This is a genomic window from Nocardiopsis sp. KDC1DS13DA1 (genome assembly GCF_055632325.1).
In genome coordinates this window covers 109,233-129,178 of sequence record NZ_JBVMUY010000021.1, presented here as the reverse complement: position 1 = coordinate 129,178, position 19,946 = coordinate 109,233, and the positions used below count along the sequence as shown (strand labels likewise).

The following is a 19,946-nucleotide window of genomic DNA, read 5'->3' as shown; positions in this document are numbered from 1 at the left end:
CGCCGAGCACCGGGTGACACGGGCCGAGCGGTCGGGTGGCCGGGGGGTGGCCCGACGGTGGATAGGATCGCCTTCCGTAGCCGCATCACAACTCTAGGGAGTCGTTCGGTGACCCTCGTGGAATGGGCGGAGTTGGTCCGCGCCGAGCTGGACCTGACCGGGGCAGACCCCGTGGACAAGGCGGACGTCGACCGCGTCCTCGACCTGGCCAGGGACGCCGCGCACTCGGTGGCGCGCCCGGCGGCACCCCTCACCACCTACCTTCTGGGCGTCGCGGTGGGCCGGGGGGCGGACCCCGCCGCTGCCGCCGCGGTCCTCAGCAGGCTCGCGCTGGCCCAGGCAGGCGGGGACACGGACGCCTAGCGCGCGTCCGCAACGGTTACGACGGGTGACCGTGACGCGATCGTGACGAACCGCTGCAAATCTGACACCACCCCTGGGTGTCCCGGCCTGGTGGGCACCGTTCCCCCGTGAATGGCGACTCCGCCGACCGCGGGCACACGACCATCCCCCGGTACCTGATCGTGATAGGGAGATCCCCGCATGGATCAACTCCTCGACATGGCTGGCCTCGTCAGCACCATCATCTGGGGACCGTACGTCCTCATCCCGCTGCTGCTCGGCGTCGGTGTGTTCCTGACCGTCCGCCTGCGGCTGCTCCAGCTCTTCCGGCTGCCCCACGCCCTCTGGCTGGCCTTCGTCCGACGCAAGGAGGACGCCTCAGTCGAGGGCGACATCTCCCACTACCAGGCCCTGAGCACGGCGCTCGCCGCCACCGTCGGTGTCGGCAACATCGCCGGTGCGGCCCTGGCCATCGGGGTGGGCGGCCCGGGCGCCCTGTTCTGGATGTGGATCGTCGGCTTCTTCGGCATGGCGACCAAGTACAGCGAGGCGCTCCTGGGCGTCATGTTCCGCCGCACCGACGACAAGGGTGAGCAGAGCGGCGGACCGATGTTCTACCTCAAGTACGGTCTGCCGGGCGGGCTCGGCACCACACTGGGGGTGGCCTTCGCGGTCTTCGGCGCCGTCGCGGCGTTCGGTATCGGCAACGGCACCCAGGCCAACGCCGTCTCGCAGCAGATCACCAACATCACGCCGCTGGCGCCGTGGATGGTGGGCCTGCTCCTGATGGTCCTGGCGGGCTCCGTCATCCTCGGCGGGATCAAGAGCATCGGGCGCGTGGCCTCCGCCCTGGTGCCCCTGATGATCGTCGCCTACATCAGCATCGCCCTGATCATCCTCATCGTGAACTGGGCGGCCATCCTCCCGGCGCTCCAGCTCGTGGTCACCGACGCGTTCACCGGTACGGCCGCCGGCGGCGGTTTCGCCGGAGCGGGCGTCATGCTCGCCATCCAGATGGGCTTCGCGCGCGGCATCTTCTCCAACGAGTCGGGCCTGGGCACCGGCGCCATCGCCGCCGCGGCCGCCAAGACCAGGCAGCCGGTCCGCCAGGCGATGGTCTCCATGACCCAGACCTTCATCGACACGATCATCGTGGTGACGATGACGTGCCTGGTCATCATCACCACCGGGGTCTGGCGGGGGGAGAACAGCGACGACGGTTCGCTGCTGACCACGGAGGCCCTGACCGAGGGGCTCGGCTCCATCAGCCCCGGGCTGGCCCCGGTCGGCACCTACGTTGTGGCGATCGCCGTCGCGGTGTTCGCCTTCACCACCCTCCTCGGCTGGGCGTACTACGGCGAGCGGTGCGTGGAGTTCCTCGGCGGGCGCAGGCTGGTCCTGCCGTACCGCCTGGTGTTCATCGCCGTCATCTACGTCGGGTCGGTCGCCGCGCTGGACTCGGTGTGGCTGTTCAGCGACATCGCCAACGGGCTCATGGCACTGCCCAACCTCATCGGGCTCCTGCTGCTGTCCCCGGTCATCGTGGCCGAGACCCGGAAGTTCTTCGCCCACCCGGACTGGAAGGACCCGGACGCCGTCATGGACGACGTGAGCAAGGGCGGCTAGGGCCCGCTCTCCGGGAAACACGACGAGGGGGACCGCGCCCGGCGCGGTCCCCCTCCTTCGTGCGTCGCGGTGCCCGCCACCGCCAGAGGTGACTGTGCTGACTACCACCACAGGTGGAAGTGGTGCACCGGCCCCTGGCCGCCGCCCGCGTCGATCTCGTCGGCGCGCCGGATCGCCTCCGTCAGGTACGCCTTGGCGTCGGCGACCGCGGTGGCGGTGTCGGGGCGCTGCGGCAGGAGCGCGGCGATCGACGAGGACAGGGTGCAGCCCGTGCCGTGCGTGTTGCGGGTGGCCACCCGCGGGGCCCGGAACTCGACCGGCGCGGCGTCCCGGGAGACGAGGACGTCGACGCTCTCCTCCCCGGGCAGGTGGCCGCCCTTGAGCAGGACACGGCGCGGCCCCAGGTCCAGCAGCCGCTCGGCCTGGGCGTGCATACCCGCCAGGTCGGCGGCCTCGGACTCGTCCAGCAGGTCCGCGGCCTCGGGCAGGTTCGGGGTGATCAGGTCGGCGCGCGGCAGCAGCCGTGTGCGCAGCGCCTTGACCGCCGAGGGCTCCAGCAGCCGGTCACCGCTCTTGGCGACCATCACCGGGTCCACCACGACGTTGCGCAGCCCGTGGCGCGCGATCGCGTCCGCGACCGCCTCGGTGATCTCGGCGGTGGCGAGCATCCCGACCTTGACCGCGTGGACGGCGGCGTCGGTGAAGAGCGTGTCCATCTGCTGGACCACGAACTCCGCCGGGACGCCGTGGACGCCGGTCACCCCGCGCGTGGACTGGGCGGTCAGCGCCGCGACGACGGTCATCCCGTAGGTGCCGTGCGCGGAGAACGCCTTGAGGTCGGCCTGGATTCCGGCGCCGCCGCTGGGGTCGCTTCCGGCGATGGACACGATGTTGTACGCGCTCATGGGCGTCCCTTCGCTAGTGCTAACTAGGGCAGGTTCGACGGGTGTGTTCTCAGCCGGAGGGGATCCTCCGGCACCCCGCGCCGTCGGGGCGGTGCCGCCCCGGACGTTCTGTGCTGCTACGACCCTAGTGGACGGGGGTGGAGTGGTGCCGGTGGGAGGTCCCCGCCCGGTTTTTCTTGCGGTGCTCGTAGACGACGGCGGCCACGACGACGGCGAAACCGACCGCCATGAGGGTCACCGTCAGCGGGATCTCGGTGGGGGGGAGGATCTCGCGCTCCTCGGTCTGCCACGGCCACAGGGCGCGCAGGGACCCGGCCATGAGGCCGGTCAGGACGACGAGGGTGATGTGGTGGTAGTTCTCCAGGAGGAACTGGAGGAGCTTCACGAACAGGGAGAGGCCGGTGATCGCGCCCAGGGCGAAGGCCCCGATGTAGACGAGGTCGAGGCTGGCCACCGCGTCCTTGGTGGGCACGTACAGGCCGACCGTGACCAGGATGAACGAACCCGACACCCCGGGCAGGACGAGGGCGCAGATGGCCACGGAGGCGACGAGGAAGACGACCAGCGGGTTGGCGGGCAGGTTCGCGCCGGGAAGTCCCGTCAGTGAGAAGGCCAGGGCCGCGAAGGCCAGGGCGACGAGGTAGTGCCAGGCCTTCCAGGGCTTGCCCGAGCCGGAGTAGGGCACCCACAGGGAGGCGAGCACCAGTCCGAAGAAGACGGCGTGGGCGTACTGGGTGTGCTCCTCGACCAGCGGTGCGATGAGCAGCAGCGCCAGGATGAGCGCGACGGGCATGCCGACGAGCGCCGGGACGAGCACGCTCCAGTTCACGAGGCGGAACTGTTCCTGGGCGCGTTCTCTGCCCCGGCCGCGTGGGACGTCGGTGACGTAGCGCTTGATGCCGCTGACCATGTGGCCGGCGCCGCCGATCAGGTCGTCGTACAGGCCGACGATGAGTGCGACCGTGCCGCCGCTGATCCCGGGCAGGGCCTCCGAGGTGCCCACGGCCCCGCCGCGTACCGCGTTGAAGATGAAGGAGCCTACTGACTTGGCCATCTGAGTTGTGAGGCGCGAGCCCGGATGCTCCGGGAGGGGGCGCGCCGTCCTCCGTCCTAGTGGTGTCACCGTACCCACCCTCGACCGGGTGGAGGTGGCGTGTTGTCTCGCGGGGGTCTGGGCCCCGACCGTCGCCCGTTCCGACGCGCCGATCCCCTGGGAGGGTCCGCCTTGTGGTCCGGAACCGGGTGTGGGGGGTTCGGGGCGGCCGGGCGTGGTCAGTCTAGCGGCGCGGGTGGCTGGGCAGAGCGTCTGCGAGGGGCCTGAAAACGGGTTTCGGCTGGTTGCGCGGGCATTGCCTTGGTGGCCGAAATGTGGTGCTTCGCCGCACGGGGGTGCGGTGGTCCGCACCCCGTGCGGCGAAGCACCGCGCGCTCCCCGGGCCCGGGCTTCCCAAAGGTCGCGGAGGGTGTGCCCGCGGTACGGCGGAGGGTCAGAGGGCGGCGTGCTCCGGTGCCGTCCCGGCGGGCCCCGCCGCTCCCGTGTCCCGCCGCGCGACCGAGGCCGCCCACCGGTAGTCCTGTTTGCCGACCGCCGTCCGGCGGACCCTGTCCACGACGTGCACGCTGCGCGGGACCTTGAACCCCGCCAGGCGCCCCCGGCAGTGCGCGCGCAGCTGGGCGGCACCGAGTTCGGCTCCGGGAGCCAGGGAGACCAGGGCGGTCACCCGCTGGCCGAGCCGCTCGTCCGGGGCGGGGACGACGATCGCGTCCTCCACCAGCGGGTGCGCCTTGAGGACCGCCTCCACCTCCTCGGGGTAGACCTTCTCCCCGGCGGTGTTGATGACGACGCTGCCCCGGCCCAGCAGCATGACCGAACCGTCCCGCCCCCGGGTCCCGTAGTCGCCCGACAGCGCCCAGCGCCGCCCGTCGGCGTCGACGGGGAAGGTCCGCGCGGTCGCGATCGGGTCGTTGTAGTAGCCGAGGGGGATGCGCCCGGTGCGCGCGATGCGGCCGACACGGGTCGCCCCCGGACGCAGGGGGCGCAGGGAGTCGTCCAGCACCGCGATGCTGCCGCCCATGGTGAAACTGCGGCCGTCCCCGCCCCGGTCCTCGTCCTCGGGGGCGGTCGCGGACCCGCACACACCCGTCTCCGACCCGCCGTAGGCGTCGGCCAGGGCGATGTCCTCGCGCCAGGCCTGCCAGAGGGCCCGGACCGCGGGCGTGAGCGGAGTCCCGCCGGAGCGCACGGAGGTCAGTTCGGGGCACAGCCCGGGCTCGGTGAGCAGGTGCCGGGCGAGCGGGCGCGCCATCGCGTCCCCGACCAGCTGGACCACGTGCACGCCCTCGCGGTGCGCCAGTTCCAGCACCCGGTCCGGGGCGAAGCTGCGGTCGGTGGAGAGCACCACGCGCTTGCCGCACAGCATCATGCTCAGGGCGTTCCACTGCCCGGCGGCGTGCATGAGCGGTCCGAGGACCAGCATCCGCTGCGGGAAGCACCGCGCGGCGCGTTCGGCGACGTCCTCGGGGGTCCGGGCGCGCGGTTCCCCCGGGGCGCGCCGCTCCAGGGCCGCGCGGAAGATGTCGGCCTGCCGCCACAGCACCCCCTTCGGGTAGCCGGTCGTGCCGCCCGTGTAGAGGAGGTAGTGGTCGTTGCCGTAGGTGGGGGGCAGGATCGCCGGGTCCGCCGGGGCGGCGGCCAGGGCCTGCTCGTAGTCGGTCCCGTCGAGGTCGGTGTCGCGTACGCCGCCGTCCTCGACCAGGAGCACGTGGCGCAGGCGCGGCAGGTCGGGACGGACGGCGGTGACCTTGGCGGCCAGGGAGTCCTCGGCGATCAGCGCGACCGCGTGGGAGTCCGACAGCACGTGCCGCAGCTCGCCCGCGACGTAGCGGTAGTTCACGTTCACGGGGACGGCGCCCGCCCGCAGCACCCCGAGGAAGGACTCCATCCACTCGGCGCGGTTGAACGACAGGATCGCCACGTGCTCACCGGGACGCACACCGGCTCCGACCAGGTGCGCCGCCAACCGGACGGAGCGGTCGTGCAGGGTCCGGTAGGTGAGGCGGCGGGGTCCCGCGACGAGGGCGACGCGGTCAGGGACGGCGTCGGTCACGGCGGTGAGGAGGCGGGGGAGGGAGAAGGGGGCGTCGGGGGACGCTGGGGTGGGCACGCCGGACCTCCCTGGAACGGGTCTCGGGCCGACCTCGGCCGGGTGCCCGCGCGGGCCCCGACCGCCGCGGCGGGGTGGTTGATGAGCCGACCGTACCCCGCGGGAGGGGGGTCGATCGCGGTCGGGGCTGTGGAGCGCGTCACCCGGGTACTCCTCGCAGGTCACGCCGTGTGCCGAGGCCCCCGCTCACCGGGCTTGCGACGCTCCGCGCGCCCGGGTTTCGGGCCTCGGGCCGCCACTGTGATCTGCCTTACCTCTTGTGTGCTCACCGGATCATCTGCTCAACTCTTGGGGACCTCCGCCGCCGTGCTCTACCGGGCCCGTCGGTGGGTATCTACTGTCTGACATCGGTCAATGGTGATCGGAGCGGCTAGATGAGCAACACCCGCAACCTGGGTCAGCAGGACTCCGCCGGAAACCCCGGCGGACAGGCACTCTCCAGTGAGGAGCACATCGAGCTCGCGCGGACGCGTTCCGCCCACAACTACGCACCCCTGCCCGTCGTGATCGCCGAGGGCCGCGGAGCCTGGGTGACCGACGTGGAGGGACGCCGGTACCTGGACTGTCTGGCCGGGTACTCGGCCATGAACTTCGGACACCACAACCCCGACCTGCTCGCCGCGGCCCACCGGCAGCTGGACCGGGTGACACTGACCAGCCGGGCCTTCTACAACGACCAGTTCGGGCCCTGGGTCAGCGCCCTGGCCGACATGGTCGGCAAGGAGAAGGTCCTGCCGATGAACACCGGCGCCGAGGCGGTGGAGACCGGCATCAAGGTGGCCCGCAAGTGGGCCTACGAGGTCAAGGGCGTACCGGAGAACGAGGCGACCATCGTCGTGGCGGGCGCCAACTTCCACGGGCGCACGACCACGATCATCTCCTTCTCCTCCGACCCCGAGGCCAGGACGGGCTTCGGGCCGTACACGCCGGGTTTCCGGTCGGTGCGGTACGGGGACGCGCAGGCGATCGAGGACGCGATCGACGAGACCACGGCGGCGGTGCTGATCGAGCCGGTGCAGGGCGAGGCGGGAGTGATCGTCCCCCCGCAGGACTATCTGCCCCGCGTCCGGGAGATCTGCGACCGCAACCGTGTCCTGTTCATCGCCGACGAGGTCCAGGCGGGCCTGGGCAGGACCGGGACCATCCGGGCGTGCGAGCACAGCGGGGTGGTCCCCGACGCCTACCTGTTCGGTAAGGCGCTGGGCGGCGGCATCCTGCCGGTGTCGGCCATGGTCGCCGACGAGGACGTGCTCGGCGTCATCCAGCCCGGTCAGCACGGGAGCACGTTCGGCGGCAACCCGCTCGCGGGGGCCGTGGGGCGCACGGTGGTCACGATGCTGACCGAGGGGCCGTACCTGGAGAACGCGCGGCGACTGGGCGAGGTGCTCGCCCGGAGGCTGAAGGAGTTCGTGGGCGACGGCGTGGTCTCGGCCCGCAGCATCGGCCTGTGGGCGGGTGTGGACGTCGACCCGGAACTGGGCACCGGCAAGGAGCTGTGCCAGCGCCTGGCCGAGCACGGTGTCCTGGTCAAGGACACCCACGGCTCGACGGTGCGGATGTCGCCTCCGCTGGTGATCAGCGAGGAGGACCTCAACTGGGGCCTGGACCGGTTCGGTGAGGTGCTCGCCGAGCTCAAGGCGGGCAAGTAGCGGTTACCCGGAGGAGCGGAGGCCCCGTTCGCGCGGGGCCTCCGCTCCGCTTCGGCCCGCGGCCGGGCCCCCGTCCCCGGCGGCACCCGAACGACCGACCCCTCCGGGCGGCCGTTCCGGAGAGCACGGTCTAGTCCTCGGCCGCCGGGGGCCCGGTCCCCTCCCCGCCGCCGTCCCCGGGTGAGGGCGCGTCGGAGGCCGAGGCCCCGAGACGGTCGAAGGGCCCGCCGAGTTCGCTCGCGAGCAGCTCCTCGTCGACCTTGTCCAGGGTCTCCTCGGCGACGTACAACGTCCGCTCCGGCCCCTCCTCGATCTGCAGGCGCACGCGTTCGGCGATGGACAGCTGTCCCTGGGCGGTCGGGTGGAAACTCGCGCGGTCCACGCGCATCCCCTCGCCCAGGCGGCCGAGGACGATCCCGTTCAGCCACGCCTCCTCGGCGCTGACCTCGAACCCGGTCAACGCGGAGAAGACGTTGACGTACTCGACGCTGCCCACGTCCCGGTCACCGTAGATCCGGCCGTCGGTCCGGTAGACGACGTCGCGGATGCGTTCGTTGAACCGCTCTCCCACCGAGTTGAGCCAGGTCTGGTCACTCGTGGTCAGCGTGTAGTACATGCTCGGCGGTTCCTCCGGGAACAGCCGCGGGTAGCCCAGGACGAGGATCCTGGCGTTGGGGGCGCGGTCGCGGATCTGGCCCAGGACCTCGGTCAGGGTCTCCTCGAAGCGGTCCATCCGTTCGAGGATCTCGTCCTCCTGGGCGGTGCACACACCGTTCTCCAGGAGCGGCATGCGCACGATGCAGGTGCGCAGGACGGGGATGAACCCCAGGTCGTTGCCGCCGATGCCGACGGTGACCAGGGACGTGTGCTCGGTGACCCGTTCGATCTGCGACTCCGGCGTGCCGATCTCGCTGAGCATGTCCGCCCCCTTGTGGCTGCTGCACGCGTAGAAGGCGAGTGCCCCGGTGAAGGAGAACTCCTCCGCGATCACCCGGGGGTAGGCGTTCTCGGAGCGCCAGCAGCCGCCGGGCTCGGCGGTGGCCGGATCGTAGTCGCCCGCACCGTCGCCCGAGGAGTAGGAGTCGCCCAGCGCGACGTAGTTGCCCCACAGCGCGGCCTCACGGGGCTCCATCCCGACCCGCCAGTCGGCCTCCTCGTCCTCGGTGATCGGCGGCAGCTCCTCGGTGGGGCAGACACCGCCGGTGGCCTCGCACCACAACTGGAGGAGTCCGCTCCGGCCGGCGGGCACGACCAGGGTGACCACCAGTGCCACGACCAGGACGGCCGCGGTGGCGAGGGTGACGCGGGCGCGCCGCCGGCGCCGGGTGCCGCGCGGTCGGGGGTCGGTGTCCTCGTCCGGTCCGGCGGGTGGGGCGGCCGGCTCGCCGTCGGGTTCGCGGGGTTCGGGGTCCGACGGATGGTCACCACTGGCTGACACTGCCGCTTCCGCCTCCCAAGTCCGGCCGGGTCCTGTGCAAGCGTCAGACTACCTGGGGCGGTTCGCCGCGATCACGTCCACGACGTGGTGGACCTGAGCCTCGGTGAGCGTCGCCCGCGCGGTGAGCCGCAGCCGCGACCGGCCGTCCGGGACCGACGGCGGGCGGAAGCAGCCGACACGCACACCCGCCTCCAGGCACGCGCCGCGCCAGGCCACCGCCTCCTCCGGGGAGGGGGCCACGACCGACACCACGGCCGCGTCCGGGGTGCTGACCTCCAACCCCCGTGCCCGCAGCCCCCCGGCCAGGCCCAGGGCCCGTGCGCGCACCGCGTCGGCCCGTTCGGGCTCGTCGCGCAGTACCCGCAGGGCCGCCAGCGCCGCGCCCGCCGCCGCGGGGGCGAGGCCGGTGTCGAACACGAACGTGCGGGCCGTCTCCACCAGGTGCCGTACCACCCGGCGAGATCCCAGCACCGCGCCGCCCTGGGAGCCGAGGGACTTGGACAGCGTCACGGACACCACGACGTCCTCCGCCCCGCACAACCCGGCCAGGGCCGCGGTGCCCCGTCCGCCCGGACCGACGACGCCCAGCCCGTGTGCGTCGTCGAGCAGCAGCGCGGCGCCGTGCGCGCGGGCCGTCCGGGCCAGGGCGGGGACGTCGGTGAGGTCGCCGTCGACCGAGAAGACGGTGTCGCTGAGGACCAGGGAGCGGTCCCGGGCGCCGGCGAGCGCCTCCCCGGCTCCCTCGGGGTCGGCGTGGTCGAAGAGGGCGACCCGCGCGCCGGAACCCTTGGCCAGACGGGTGGCGTCGATGAGGGAGGCGTGGTTGTGGCGGTCGCTCACGATGAGGGGCGCGGTGTCGCCCTCGGGGTCGGGGGCGGCCAGCGCGGTGACCATGGCGAGGTTGGCCGCGTAGCCGGAGGAGAAGACGAGCGCCGCCTCCGCGCCGCAGAAGTCGGCGAGCTCGCGCTCCAGCTCCCCGTGGAGTTCGGTGTCCCCGGTGACCAGCCGTGATCCGCCCGCCCCGGCCCCCCACACGTGGGCGGACTCGGCGGCGGCCCCCACCACCTCCGGGTGCAGCATCAGCCCGAGGTAGTCGTTGCCCGCCAGGTCCAGGCGGTCGTCGCAGACGGTCCGGGGCACGGTGCGCCGGGTCAGACCCGCCTCGGCCCTGCGCCGTGCCGCCCCGTCCAACCAGGCGAACGGCGACCCCGACCGCTGGTCGCCACCGCTGTCCTCGACCCTCGTCGGGTTCGTGGCCCGCAGCGTCCAGGGGCGCGGAGGGACGGCGACGGCGGCGTTGGGTTCCATACGGGCGGGGACTCTCCTCTGGTCGAAGCCGGGCGCCCGGACACCGGGGCGGGCGCGCTCGGCGCCGTGTGCCAGACGGGTCGCGGACCGCCTCCACCTGGCAGGACCGACCCAGCGGCGGCCAATCCCGCTGGGTCGGTCCGGTCCATGTGTGCCAGGGAGGCGTCTACGACTCTGCCGTTCCCGGGGTGTGCGCGTCACCCGTGAAAGCCCACAAACTTCCGTACGGAATCCTGGTAGGACCACACGGGACCCCACTGGTCCGGTCCGTGAACAATGGGGCCGCGAGGGTCCGACGCCCATGCCCGCACCACCGTGAGGAGGAAGGGGCCGCCCCCGGCCCCGAGAACCGCCCATGACCCCCACCGAGTACACACCCGCGCGGCGGCCGGCCGATCCCGCGCGGGTCAGCGCCCTCGACGGCGCCCACCTGTGGCACCCCTACACGACCGTGCCCGCCGCCGAACGGCCGTACGTGGTCACCGACGCCGAGGGCGTGCGCCTCACGCTGTGGTCGCGGGACGGGACCCGCGAGGTGGTCGACGGGATGTCCTCGTGGTGGTCGGCGATCCACGGCTACCGCCACCCCCGGTTGGACGCGGCCGCGCGCGACCAGTTGGCGGCGTTCAGCCACGTGATGTTCGGCGGTCTCACGCACGCACCGGCGGCCGAGCTCGGCGACGCCCTGGTGCGGATCACGCCCGAGGCGCTGGACCACGTGTTCCTGGCCGACTCGGGGTCGGTGTCGGTGGAGGTCGCGATGAAGATGTGCCTCCAGTACCACCGGTCGGCGGGGCGCCCGCGGCGGCGCCGCTTCCTCACCTGGCGCGGCGGCTACCACGGGGACACGTTCCACGCCATGAGCGCCTGCGACCCCGACGGCGGTATGCACTCCCTGTGGGGGGACGTGCTTCCCGGCCAGGTGTTCGCGCCCGCGCCGCCCGCCGGTTTCGACACCGGACCCGACGCCGACTACGTGGCCGGGTTCGAGCGGCTCGCGCGCGAGCACGCCGACGACCTCGCCGCGATCATCGTCGAACCCGTGGTCCAGGGCGCCGGCGGGATGCGCTTCCACCACCCGGGGTACCTGCGGGAGCTGCGTCGGATCGCCGACGACCTCGGTCTGCTGCTGGTCTTCGACGAGATCGCGACGGGCTTCGGGCGCACCGGTGAGCTGTTCGCCGCCGACCACGCGGGGGTCACCCCCGACGTCATGTGCCTGGGCAAGGCGCTGACCGGCGGCTACATGACGCTCGCCGCGACGCTGTGCACCGCGCGGGTGGCACGGGGGATCGCCGGGGGTGAGGTTCCGGTCCTCGCGCACGGCCCCACGTTCATGGGCAACCCGCTGGCCTGCGCGACCGCCCTGGCGTCGGTGGAACTGCTCACCCACGGAGACTGGAGGGGCGACGTGGCCCGGGTCGAGTCGGGGCTGCGGGAGGGGCTCGCCCCGGCCGGGCGGTTGCCCGGGGTGCGGGAGGTGCGGGTCCTCGGGGCGATCGGCGTGATCGAACTGGAGGAGCCGGTACGGATGCGGGAGGCGACGCGTGCGGCGGTGGAGGCCGGGGTGTGGCTGCGGCCGTTCCGCAACCACGTGTACGCCATGCCGCCCTACGTGAGCACGGCCGAGGACGTGGCCGCGATCGCGGCGGGGATGGTCGCCGCCGCCGAGGCCTCGCTGGGGGCGCGATGAGTGTCCTGGTGGTGACCGGTACCGGTACCGAGGTCGGCAAGACCGTCGTCACGGCCGCCGTCGCCGCGCTGGCGCTGGCCGAGGGGCGGCGGGTGGCGGTGGTCAAGCCCGCCCAGACCGGGGTGGGGCCCGAAGAGCCCGGTGACGTGGACGAGGTGGCGCGCCTGGCGCCGGGGGTGACCGCCGTGGAGGTGGTGCGCTACCCCGAGCCGCTGGCCCCGGCGACGGCCTCCGTGCGGTGCGGCGCCGAGCCGCTGGACCTTGGGCGGGTGGTCGGCGCGGTGCGCGATCTGGACCGCGATCACGACCTGGTCCTGGTGGAGGGCGCGGGCGGGCTGCTGGTGCGGCTGAACCCGGCCGGTCGGACGCTGGCGGACGTGGCCGTCGAGCTCTCCGCTCCCGTCCTGGTGGTGGCGCGACCCGACCTGGGCACGCTCAACGCGACGGCGCTGACCGCAGAGGCCCTGCGTGCGCGCGGCCTGGCCCCGGCCGGGGCGGTGGTGGGGTCGTGGCCGGAGCGGCCCGACCTCGCGATGCGGTGCAACCTCACCGACCTGCCGGCGATGGGCGCGGGCGAGCTGGTGGGCGCGGTGCCGGAGGGCAGCGGGCGGTCGTCCGCGCGGGAGTTCGCCCAGGTGGCCCGGCGGAGTCTGGCCCCGTCCCTGGGTGGGGTCTGGGCGGTGGACGCCCCGGCGACGGCCGTGTCCGGCGGGCCCCGGACCGTCTGACGGTTCCGGGCGTGGCACCCGCCCCGCCCGGTCCGTCCCCCGGCTCCGGTAATGTCCCGTCATGAACCGATTTGAAGCACCCGGCCCGCCCCCGTCACCCGTCACCGCGGACGACCTCGACCTCGCCGTGCGCCTGGCGGTCACGGCCCTGGCCGGTGCGCGCCCGGCGGACTGGGACCGGGCGGCCGGTTCGCTGGAGTGGACCTGCTGGGAGACGGTCGAGCACCTCAGTGACGACCTCTTCGCCTACGCCGTCCAGTTGGGTCCGGCGACACCGCCCACGGAGGGCGAGGTGCCCTTCGCACTGGCGAGCAGGCGGCCCGGCGGTCCGGAGACCACCGTGTACGCGGACCGCGCGGCCGGTCCCGAGGGCCTGTTGCAGGTGCTGGAGGCGAGTGGCGCGCTGCTGGTCGCCATGGTGCGCACGAAGCCCCGACGGACCCGGGCCCACCACGTCTTCGGCCTCTCGGACCCCGAGGGCTTCGCCGCGATGGGGATCGTGGAGACCCTGGTGCACACGCACGACGTGGCGGAGGGGCTCGGGCTCGACTGGAATCCGCCCGGCGACCTCTGCGCGCGGGTGCTCACCCGACTGTTCCCCGACGCGCCGGAGGGCGCGGACCCCTGGCCCACCCTGTTGTGGGCCACCGGACGCGGCGAACTCGACGGACGATCCCCTCTGACCACGTGGCGCTGGGAGGCCGCGCCCCGGAGCTGACCCGTCGGGCCGGTACCCCCGGCCCCGGGCACCTGCCGTGGAAACGGGTGGCCGACCGGTCCCGCGGCCCCTACGATGCGGCGCATGGCTGACGAGTGCTTCGGGGACCCGCGGCTCGCCGCGATCTACGACCCCCTCGACCCCGACCGCGGCGACCTCGACCCCTACCTGCGGATGGCGGGGGAGTTCGGGGCGCGGCGCGTGCTGGACATCGGCTGCGGGACGGGCGTGTTCGCGCTCCTGCTGGCCGACCGCGGGATCGAGGTCGTCGGCGTCGATCCCGCCCGGGCCTCCCTCGACGTCGCCCGGGCCAAACCGGGTGCCGGGCGGGTCCGGTGGATCCACGGTGATGCCTCGTCGCTCCCGCCGCTGCGTGTGGACCTGGTGACGATGACGGCCAACGTCGCCCAGGCCGTCGTCGACCCGCGGGCGTGGCGGACGACCCTGCACCGGGCCGGCGAGGCGCTGGTGCCGGGTGGGCGGCTGGTGTTCGAGACGCGGGATCCGGCCCGGCGGGCGTGGGAGGGATGGACCCGCGAGGCCACCCGTCGGGTGACGGTGGTCCCCGGTGTCGGCGCCGTCGAGAGCTGGGTCGAGGTGACCGACCTGCGCCTGCCGTTGGTGACGTTCCGCTGGACCTACGCGTTCGCCGGGGACGGGCGGGTACTGACGTCCGACTCGACCCTGCGCTTCCGTGAACGGGGAGAGGTCGAGGCGGACCTGGCCGAGCGGGGCTTCGCGGTGGAGGACGTCCGCGACGCGCCCGACCGGCCGGGGCGGGAGTGGGTCTTCCTCGCCCGGCGCCCACCGCGGTGACCACCGGCGCCGCCCCCTCCGGGCCGCGGACCGGCCGGGTCGGGCACCGGTCAGGCCGGGGCGGGGACGGGGGAGCGCAGAGTGAAGGCGCGTACGCCCGGGCCGTGCTCGCGCAGGTGGGCGGTGCGTCGCCCGGCCTCGTCGGCGGTCACCGCCTCGGCTCCGCCTGGAGCCCACCACAGTGTGCGCTCCACGGTCGGGAACGCACCCGTCGCCGCGCGGAAGGCCAGGATGTCCGGGTGCGCGGCGTGCACGAGGTCGCGCAGCTCGGTCGGTGACCGCCACAGGGCCACCAGCCGGCGACGGTCCCCCTCGCCCTCGGAGTGGACCTCTCCCAGGTGGCCCGGGCTGTTCCGGGCACGTTCGCGCAGCGCCTCGACCAGCGAGTCCAGGGCCCCGGCGGCACCGGTGTCCGTGGCCAGGGTGACCGCCTCCACCAGCACCGGACCGCGGGCCACGCGTGCGGGCCCCGGAACCCCGACGGATCGGCGGGCGGGGACGCGGTGGTGCGGGACGTGCGCGTACCGGTCACTCCGCTGGTGGGTCGTGGACGGCATGGGAGCTCCCAACGGTAGGTGGTCTGGAATCGAAGAGTCCATTTTGGCTCTGGTGGCCTGGTGGACTCTGATGCCAGTATCGGAGTCCGGCGGCACGTTCGTGAGATCCAATGGAGCGGAAAATGGACTCTTCTCGTCAGGTGGCCACACTCGTGGACCGTCTCGGCACGTGGGCGGCCGACGGCGGTCCGCTCTACCAACGGCTGGCGGGCGCGCTGCGCGGGCTCGTCACGGAGGGCACGCTCGTGGCCGGGGAGCGGCTCCCCTCCGAACGGGCACTCGCCTCGGCGCTGCGGATCAGCCGCACCACGGTGGTCTCCGCCTACGACGCCCTGCGTTCGGAGGGCATCCTGGACAGCAGGCAGGGCAGCGGTACGCGGGTCAGTTCCAGCGTGGCCCCCGTGCCCGCCGACGGCTGGGCGCCCGGCAGCGTGGCCAACCCGATGTACCAGAACCTGCTCCGGGACACCCCGCGCGTCATCTCCGTCGCGTGCCTGCGCACCCCCGCGCTGGAGATCGTGGAGGAGGCCGTCCGCGAGGTGGTCGCCCGCGACCTTCCCGCGCTCATGGCCGAGGACACCTATCACCCGCGCGGGCTTCCCGTCCTGCGGCGCGTCCTCGCCGACCGCTACACCGACCAGGGCCTGCCGACCACGCCCGACCAGATCGTGGTCACCACCGGAGCCCACCAGGCCGTCTCCCTGGTCGCCCAGCTCTACCTGCGCGAGGGTTCCCCCGTGGTCGCCGAGGACCCCGGGTTCGCGGGCTGCCTGGACCTCATGCGCGACCGCGGCGCCCGCCTCCTCCCGGTCCGCGTCGACGACCACGGCATCGACCCGATCGGCGTGCGCCGCGCGCTCGTCGAGCACTCCCCGCACCTGGTCTACGTCATGCCCGCCTACCACAACCCGACGGGCACGCTCATGTCCGCGGCCCGCCGCCGGGAGCTGGGGGAGCTGGCCGCCCGGTACGGCGTCCCCGTCCTGGAGGACAGCGCCTACACCGGTATGCGGGCCCCGGACGAGCCCGCTCCGATCGCCGCGTTCGCCCCGCGCGGGGCCGAGGTCATCACGGTCGACTCGCTCAGCAAGGTCGGGTGGGCGGGGCTCCGGCTGGGCTGGCTGCGGGCCCCCGCCGAGATCGCCATGCGGCTCAGCCGCCGCAAGGTCCTCGCCGACCTCGGCAGCCCGCTGCTGGAACAGGCGGTCGCCGTACGGCTGCTGCCGCGCTACGACCAGCTCGCCGCCGAACGCTCCGCGCAGCTCACCAGGGCACTGGACCACATGGAGCGGCTGCTGCGCGAGTCCATGCCCACGTGGGAGTGGCGGCGGCCCGCCGGGGGAGCGGCCCTGTGGGTGCGCCTGCCCGGGGTCAACGCCCGCGAGTTCGCCCAGGTCGCGCTCTGCCACGACGTCGAACTCGTCCCCGGACCCATGATGTCCGCCGGCGGGGAGGACCGGTTCTCCGAGTACTTCCGCCTGCCCTTCGCCTACGACGAGGCCACCAGCGAGGAGCTGGTCTGGCGGCTCGGCCGGGCCTGGCGGGAACTCGACCGCCACGGCCCTGTGGTGGACGATCCGGCCCGCCTGGTGGTCTGAGGCCCCGGGAACGGAGCGGGGGCGGCACCCCCGGTCGGGATGTGCCGCCCCCCACTTCGCCGCCCGTGGCCCGGGCGGCGCCGCGCGTGTCCTAGAACGCGACCTCGCGGGCCTTGGTGAAGCGCTCCTGGACGTCGGCCCAGTTGACGACGTTCCAGAAGGCCTTGACGTAGTCCGCCTTCACGTTCTTGTACTGCAGGTAGAAGGCGTGCTCCCACATGTCCAGCATCAGCAGCGGGGTGGTGCTGTGCGGGATGTTGGCCTGCTGGTCGTACAGCTGCTCGATGATGAGGCGCTGACCCAGGGGCTCCCAGGCGAGGATCGCCCAGCCCGAGCCCTGGATGCTGTTGGCGGCGGCGCCGAAGTGGGCGCGGAAGGCGTCGAAGGAGCCGAACTGGTCGTCGATCGCGGCGCCCAGTTCACCCTCGGGCTTGTCGCCGCCGTTCGGGGACAGGTTCTGCCAGAACACCGAGTGGTTGACGTGCCCGCCCAGGTGGAAGGCGAGGTTCTTCTCCAGCATGGGGATGGTGCCGAAGTTGCCGGACTCCCGGGCCTCCGCCATCTGCTCCAGCGCGGTGTTCGCACCGGCCACGTAGGCGGCGTGGTGCTTGGAGTGGTGGAGCTCCATGATCTGGCCCGAGATCCACGGCTCCAGGGCCGTGTAGTCGTAGGACAGCTCGGGCAGCGAGTATGGCGCAGACATCTCTGACGCACCTTTCCAAAGACGCGATTCGTCGTGTTCACCAGCGATGGGATCGCTAGGCAGCAAGCTATCAGCCGGGGCGCCGGGGACCCGATGTCGCACTGTTTACACACCGGGCCGGGAATAAGCCGGGGCCTGGCCGGGGCGGCGGCCCGTCGTCACCGACCGTGGGTGTCCGGTCGCCGGGGGACCCGTGGGGTGTGGCTGGTACCCCCGGGAGCGCGGCCGCCGTTGGACCGTTACCCCGAAGACCGGTGGTCGAATCATCACATCTCGGGTTGTTTTCCGGCGGTCCTTCGCGGTCGCCCGGTCATCTCCGCCCCCGGGCCGCGTCACCCGTCCACCGCAATCGTCATGACAGCGTTGGCCCCGCGTTCTCCCGCCATTCACCGCATCGGTGTCACGGGCGGTGATAATGCAAGGCCGAACCACACGTCCCGCAGCTGCCGAGTGACTCGTTCGGACGACATCTCCCTCTTTCCCCAAGGCCCTCCTCACCCATGTCTGTCTCCATTTCCAGGGGTGCCGTCGCGGCATCTTCGGACAGTTCACCCCATTCCGGGTCCACCGTCCGTGCGGGCGGCAACTTCCGCCCCGAGATCGAGGGACTGCGTGCCGTCGCCGTCCTCCTCGTCGCCGTCTACCACGTCTGGTTCGGCCGCGTCTCCGGCGGTGTGGACGTCTTCCTGCTGCTCACCGGCTTCCTCATCACCGGATCCCTGGTCAGGTCGCTGGAGCGGGACGGGCGTGTCCACCTCCTCGCCTTCTGGTCGCGGCTCGCCCGCAGACTCACCCCGGCCGCCCTGACCGTCCTCGCCGGGACCCTCGCCGCCACGTTCCTGTGGCTGCCCGTCTCCCGCTGGTCCGGCATCCTGGCCGAGGTGCGCGCCGCCGCGTTGTACCACGAGAACTGGGCGCTGGCCACCGCCGCCGTCGACTACCTCGACCGGGACGCCGCGCCCAGCCCGGTCCAGCACTTCTGGTCGCTGTCCGTCCAGGGCCAGTTCTACGTGGTGTGGCCGATCCTGCTCGCCCTGACCGCCCTGGTGGCGGCCCGTGCCCGCCTGCCCCTCCGCACGGCGGCCCTGACCGCTGTCACGACGGTGTTCGCGGTCTCCCTCGGCTACTCGGTGTGGATCACCGGCACCAACCAGGCCTGGGCCTACTTCGACTCCGGGGCGCGTGCGTGGGAGCTCGCACTGGGGGCCGTCCTGGCCCTGGTCATCCCACGGATCCGGCTGCCCGTCGCGGTGCGCCTGCCCCTGGGGTGGGCGGGACTGGCCGCCCTGGTGGTGTGCGGCGCCCTGCTTCCCGTGTCCACGCTCTTCCCCGGCTACGTGGCGCTGGTGCCCACCGGCGCCGCCGTCCTGGTCGTCCTCGCGGGGACGACCGGCAGCCCGTTCGGCGCGGACCGCCTGCTCACCTGGCGGCCCCTCATGCGGCTGGGCTCCCTGTCCTACGCCTTCTACCTGTGGCACTGGCCGATCCTGGTCTGCTACCTGCACGTCACCGGCCGAACCCTGGCCAGCCCCGCCGGGGGTGCGCTCGTCCTGGCCCTGTCCCTGCTCCTGGCCTGGCTGACCGCCCGCGTCGTGGAGGCCGGGACCCGGCGCATGACCAGTGCGCCGGGGCGCGCCACCCCCGCCTGGTCGCTCGGTGTCGCCGCCGCCTTCCTCGTCCCGGTCCTGGTCGCCTCGCAGCTCTGGTCGGTGCGGATCGTCCAGGACCAGCGCGCCCGTGCGGAGCGGGCCGCCGAACAGGCCGGCGAACCCGCCAGGTACCCCGGCGCCCGTGTCCTCGCCGACGGAGGATCGATCCGCCTCGTCTCCGACCTGCCCGTCCTGCCCGAACCCGCCTACGCCCGCGACGACCTGTCCACCCACCACACCGGCGGCTGCCACGTGGGGCTGGACTCCACCGAGCTGGTGGTGTGCGACCGCGACCCGGGCGACGCCGAGTACACCCTGGCGATGGTCGGTGCCTCACGTACCGCCCACTGGTACCCGGCCGTGTCCGCCGTGGCCGCCCGGCACGGCTGGCGGCTGGTCTCCTTCACCAAGAGCGGCTGCCAGTTCAGCGCGGACGTGTCCATGCGCGACGGAGCCGTGTTCACCCAGTGCCAGGAGTGGGACGCCCTGGCGATGGCGGAACTGGAGCGGCTGCGCCCCGACGCCGTGCTGACCTCCTCGACCCGTGCCCTCCCCTCCGGTGAGACCGTGCCCCCGGGTTTCACGGAGCGCTGGGCCCGGTTGGAGGAGCTGGGGATCGACGTGGTGGGCCTGCGCGACCTGCCGCGCCGCGACTACCCGGGGGCCGAGTGCGTCGAGAGCCGGGCCCTGCCCGAGTGCACGTCCCCGGTCTCCTACAGCCACGCGGCCACCGACCCCGCGTCCGAGGCCGACCTGCCCGGTAACGTCCGACTGTTCGACCTCACCGGGTACGTGTGTCCACGGGGGGCCTGCGACGCGGTCGTCGGCAACGTCCTCGTCTTCTGGGACCGTGCCCACATGACCGCCACCTACGCCCGCACCCTCACGCCGGTGATGGAGGAGGGGCTCCTGGAGGCCACCGGTTGGTGACACCGTGCCCTTCGGGGGAATTCCAGACCTCCCTTCGGAGGGGATTCGGTGATGGGCGGGTGAACAATCGGAAAATTGCCGCCACTTCGCGTTTTGATTCCCCTTTGGGAGGGGCCGGACAT

Annotated in this window: 16 protein-coding genes and 1 riboswitch; of the genes, 9 read left to right on the top strand and 7 right to left on the bottom strand. The window is 73.0% G+C overall.

Going from position 1 to position 19,946, the window contains the following annotated elements; genetic code table 11:
• Window positions 1-108: 108 nt before the first annotated feature.
• Window positions 109-363: a DUF6457 domain-containing protein gene (locus ACTVAJ_RS14385; protein WP_470388639.1), complete on the top strand. Its 255-nt coding sequence runs from the start codon at window positions 109-111 to the stop codon at window positions 361-363.
• 180 nt (window positions 364-543) lie between these two features.
• Window positions 544-1,968: an alanine/glycine:cation symporter family protein gene (locus tag ACTVAJ_RS14380; RefSeq protein ID WP_470388638.1), complete on the top strand. Its 1,425-nt coding sequence runs from the start codon at window positions 544-546 to the stop codon at window positions 1,966-1,968.
• Between the two features lie 101 nt (window positions 1,969-2,069).
• Here ACTVAJ_RS14380 and thiD read toward each other — a convergent pair whose 3' ends face one another.
• From thiD to ACTVAJ_RS14365, 3 genes are all read right to left on the bottom strand, one after another.
• The gene (gene thiD / locus ACTVAJ_RS14375) at window positions 2,070-2,873 is read right to left on the bottom strand and encodes a bifunctional hydroxymethylpyrimidine kinase/phosphomethylpyrimidine kinase (protein WP_470388637.1); all 804 of its coding nucleotides are present in this window, start codon (window positions 2,871-2,873) and stop codon (window positions 2,070-2,072) included.
• A riboswitch (TPP riboswitch) is annotated at window positions 2,862-2,961 on the bottom strand. It overlaps the preceding gene by 12 nt.
• A gap of 36 nt (window positions 2,962-2,997) precedes the next feature.
• Window positions 2,998-3,927 (bottom strand): DUF368 domain-containing protein, encoded by a 930-nt coding sequence (locus ACTVAJ_RS14370; protein ID WP_470388636.1) that lies wholly within the window; start codon window positions 3,925-3,927, stop codon window positions 2,998-3,000.
• 433 nt (window positions 3,928-4,360) lie between these two features.
• A complete protein-coding gene (locus tag ACTVAJ_RS14365) occupies window positions 4,361-6,037 on the bottom strand; it encodes an acyl-CoA synthetase (RefSeq protein WP_470388635.1) in 1,677 nt (558 codons plus the stop codon).
• A 374-nt stretch (window positions 6,038-6,411) separates the two neighbouring features.
• Here ACTVAJ_RS14365 and rocD point away from each other — a divergent pair, with 374 nt between their 5' ends.
• Entirely contained in the window at window positions 6,412-7,686 is a 1,275-nt protein-coding gene (gene rocD / locus ACTVAJ_RS14360; RefSeq protein ID WP_470388634.1) for an ornithine--oxo-acid transaminase, read from the top strand.
• A 130-nt stretch (window positions 7,687-7,816) separates the two neighbouring features.
• Here rocD and ACTVAJ_RS14355 read toward each other — a convergent pair whose 3' ends face one another.
• Window positions 7,817-9,124 carry an SGNH/GDSL hydrolase family protein gene (locus ACTVAJ_RS14355; RefSeq protein ID WP_470388633.1) on the bottom strand — a complete coding sequence of 436 codons (1,308 nt, stop codon included), beginning with the start codon at window positions 9,122-9,124 and terminating at the stop codon, window positions 7,817-7,819.
• A gap of 48 nt (window positions 9,125-9,172) precedes the next feature.
• Entirely contained in the window at window positions 9,173-10,432 is a 1,260-nt protein-coding gene (locus ACTVAJ_RS14350) for an 8-amino-7-oxononanoate synthase (protein WP_470388632.1), read from the bottom strand.
• Window positions 10,433-10,787: 355 nt separating this feature from the next.
• Here ACTVAJ_RS14350 and ACTVAJ_RS14345 point away from each other — a divergent pair, with 355 nt between their 5' ends.
• The 4 genes from ACTVAJ_RS14345 to ACTVAJ_RS14330 all read left to right on the top strand — a co-directional run bounded on the left by ACTVAJ_RS14345 (window position 10,788) and on the right by ACTVAJ_RS14330 (window position 14,387).
• Window positions 10,788-12,125 (top strand): adenosylmethionine--8-amino-7-oxononanoate transaminase, encoded by a 1,338-nt coding sequence (locus ACTVAJ_RS14345; protein WP_470388631.1) that lies wholly within the window; start codon window positions 10,788-10,790, stop codon window positions 12,123-12,125.
• Complete coding sequence (gene bioD, locus ACTVAJ_RS14340; protein WP_470388630.1) at window positions 12,122-12,853, top strand: dethiobiotin synthase; 732 nt, start codon at window positions 12,122-12,124, stop codon at window positions 12,851-12,853. The genes ACTVAJ_RS14345 and bioD overlap by 4 nt, the downstream gene beginning before the upstream one ends.
• A gap of 61 nt (window positions 12,854-12,914) precedes the next feature.
• On the top strand, window positions 12,915-13,571 hold the full coding sequence (locus ACTVAJ_RS14335; protein WP_470388629.1) for a maleylpyruvate isomerase N-terminal domain-containing protein: 657 nt from the start codon (window positions 12,915-12,917) through the stop codon (window positions 13,569-13,571).
• A gap of 84 nt (window positions 13,572-13,655) precedes the next feature.
• Window positions 13,656-14,387, top strand: coding sequence for a class I SAM-dependent methyltransferase (locus ACTVAJ_RS14330; RefSeq protein WP_470388628.1), 732 nt, complete (start codon window positions 13,656-13,658; stop codon window positions 14,385-14,387).
• Between the two features lie 50 nt (window positions 14,388-14,437).
• Here the strand turns inward: ACTVAJ_RS14330 and ACTVAJ_RS14325 are convergent, their stop codons facing one another.
• Window positions 14,438-14,944: a DUF3291 domain-containing protein gene (locus ACTVAJ_RS14325; RefSeq protein WP_470388627.1), complete on the bottom strand. Its 507-nt coding sequence runs from the start codon at window positions 14,942-14,944 to the stop codon at window positions 14,438-14,440.
• A gap of 122 nt (window positions 14,945-15,066) precedes the next feature.
• On the opposite strand from ACTVAJ_RS14325, the gene ACTVAJ_RS14320 reads away from it, so the two are divergent.
• Window positions 15,067-16,542, top strand: coding sequence for an aminotransferase-like domain-containing protein (locus tag ACTVAJ_RS14320; protein WP_470388626.1), 1,476 nt, complete (start codon window positions 15,067-15,069; stop codon window positions 16,540-16,542).
• A 91-nt stretch (window positions 16,543-16,633) separates the two neighbouring features.
• Here the strand turns inward: ACTVAJ_RS14320 and ACTVAJ_RS14315 are convergent, their stop codons facing one another.
• Complete coding sequence (locus tag ACTVAJ_RS14315) at window positions 16,634-17,245, bottom strand: superoxide dismutase (protein ID WP_017598778.1); 612 nt, start codon at window positions 17,243-17,245, stop codon at window positions 16,634-16,636.
• 500 nt (window positions 17,246-17,745) lie between these two features.
• Here ACTVAJ_RS14315 and ACTVAJ_RS14310 point away from each other — a divergent pair, with 500 nt between their 5' ends.
• Window positions 17,746-19,824 carry an acyltransferase family protein gene (locus tag ACTVAJ_RS14310; RefSeq protein ID WP_470388625.1) on the top strand — a complete coding sequence of 693 codons (2,079 nt, stop codon included), beginning with the start codon at window positions 17,746-17,748 and terminating at the stop codon, window positions 19,822-19,824.
• The last annotated feature ends 122 nt before the right edge of the window (window positions 19,825-19,946 follow it).

Excerpts from the sequence above, each read along its gene's own strand:
- ACTVAJ_RS14380 (WP_470388638.1), top strand. The coding sequence starts at position 544 with ATGGATCAACTCCTCGACATGGCTGGCCTCGTCAGCACCATCATCTGG.
- thiD (WP_470388637.1), bottom strand. The coding sequence starts at position 2,873 with ATGAGCGCGTACAACATCGTGTCCATCGCCGGAAGCGACCCCAGCGGC.
- ACTVAJ_RS14370 (WP_470388636.1), bottom strand. The coding sequence starts at position 3,927 with ATGGCCAAGTCAGTAGGCTCCTTCATCTTCAACGCGGTACGCGGCGGG.
- rocD (WP_470388634.1), top strand. The coding sequence starts at position 6,412 with ATGAGCAACACCCGCAACCTGGGTCAGCAGGACTCCGCCGGAAACCCC.
- ACTVAJ_RS14350 (WP_470388632.1), bottom strand. The coding sequence starts at position 10,432 with ATGGAACCCAACGCCGCCGTCGCCGTCCCTCCGCGCCCCTGGACGCTG.
- ACTVAJ_RS14345 (WP_470388631.1), top strand. The coding sequence starts at position 10,788 with ATGACCCCCACCGAGTACACACCCGCGCGGCGGCCGGCCGATCCCGCG.
- bioD (WP_470388630.1), top strand. The coding sequence starts at position 12,122 with ATGAGTGTCCTGGTGGTGACCGGTACCGGTACCGAGGTCGGCAAGACC.
- ACTVAJ_RS14335 (WP_470388629.1), top strand. The coding sequence starts at position 12,915 with ATGAACCGATTTGAAGCACCCGGCCCGCCCCCGTCACCCGTCACCGCG.
- ACTVAJ_RS14330 (WP_470388628.1), top strand. The coding sequence starts at position 13,656 with ATGGCTGACGAGTGCTTCGGGGACCCGCGGCTCGCCGCGATCTACGAC.
- ACTVAJ_RS14325 (WP_470388627.1), bottom strand. The coding sequence starts at position 14,944 with ATGCCGTCCACGACCCACCAGCGGAGTGACCGGTACGCGCACGTCCCG.
- ACTVAJ_RS14320 (WP_470388626.1), top strand. The coding sequence starts at position 15,067 with ATGGACTCTTCTCGTCAGGTGGCCACACTCGTGGACCGTCTCGGCACG.
- ACTVAJ_RS14315 (WP_017598778.1), bottom strand. The coding sequence starts at position 17,245 with ATGTCTGCGCCATACTCGCTGCCCGAGCTGTCCTACGACTACACGGCC.
- ACTVAJ_RS14310 (WP_470388625.1), top strand. The coding sequence starts at position 17,746 with ATGTCTGTCTCCATTTCCAGGGGTGCCGTCGCGGCATCTTCGGACAGT.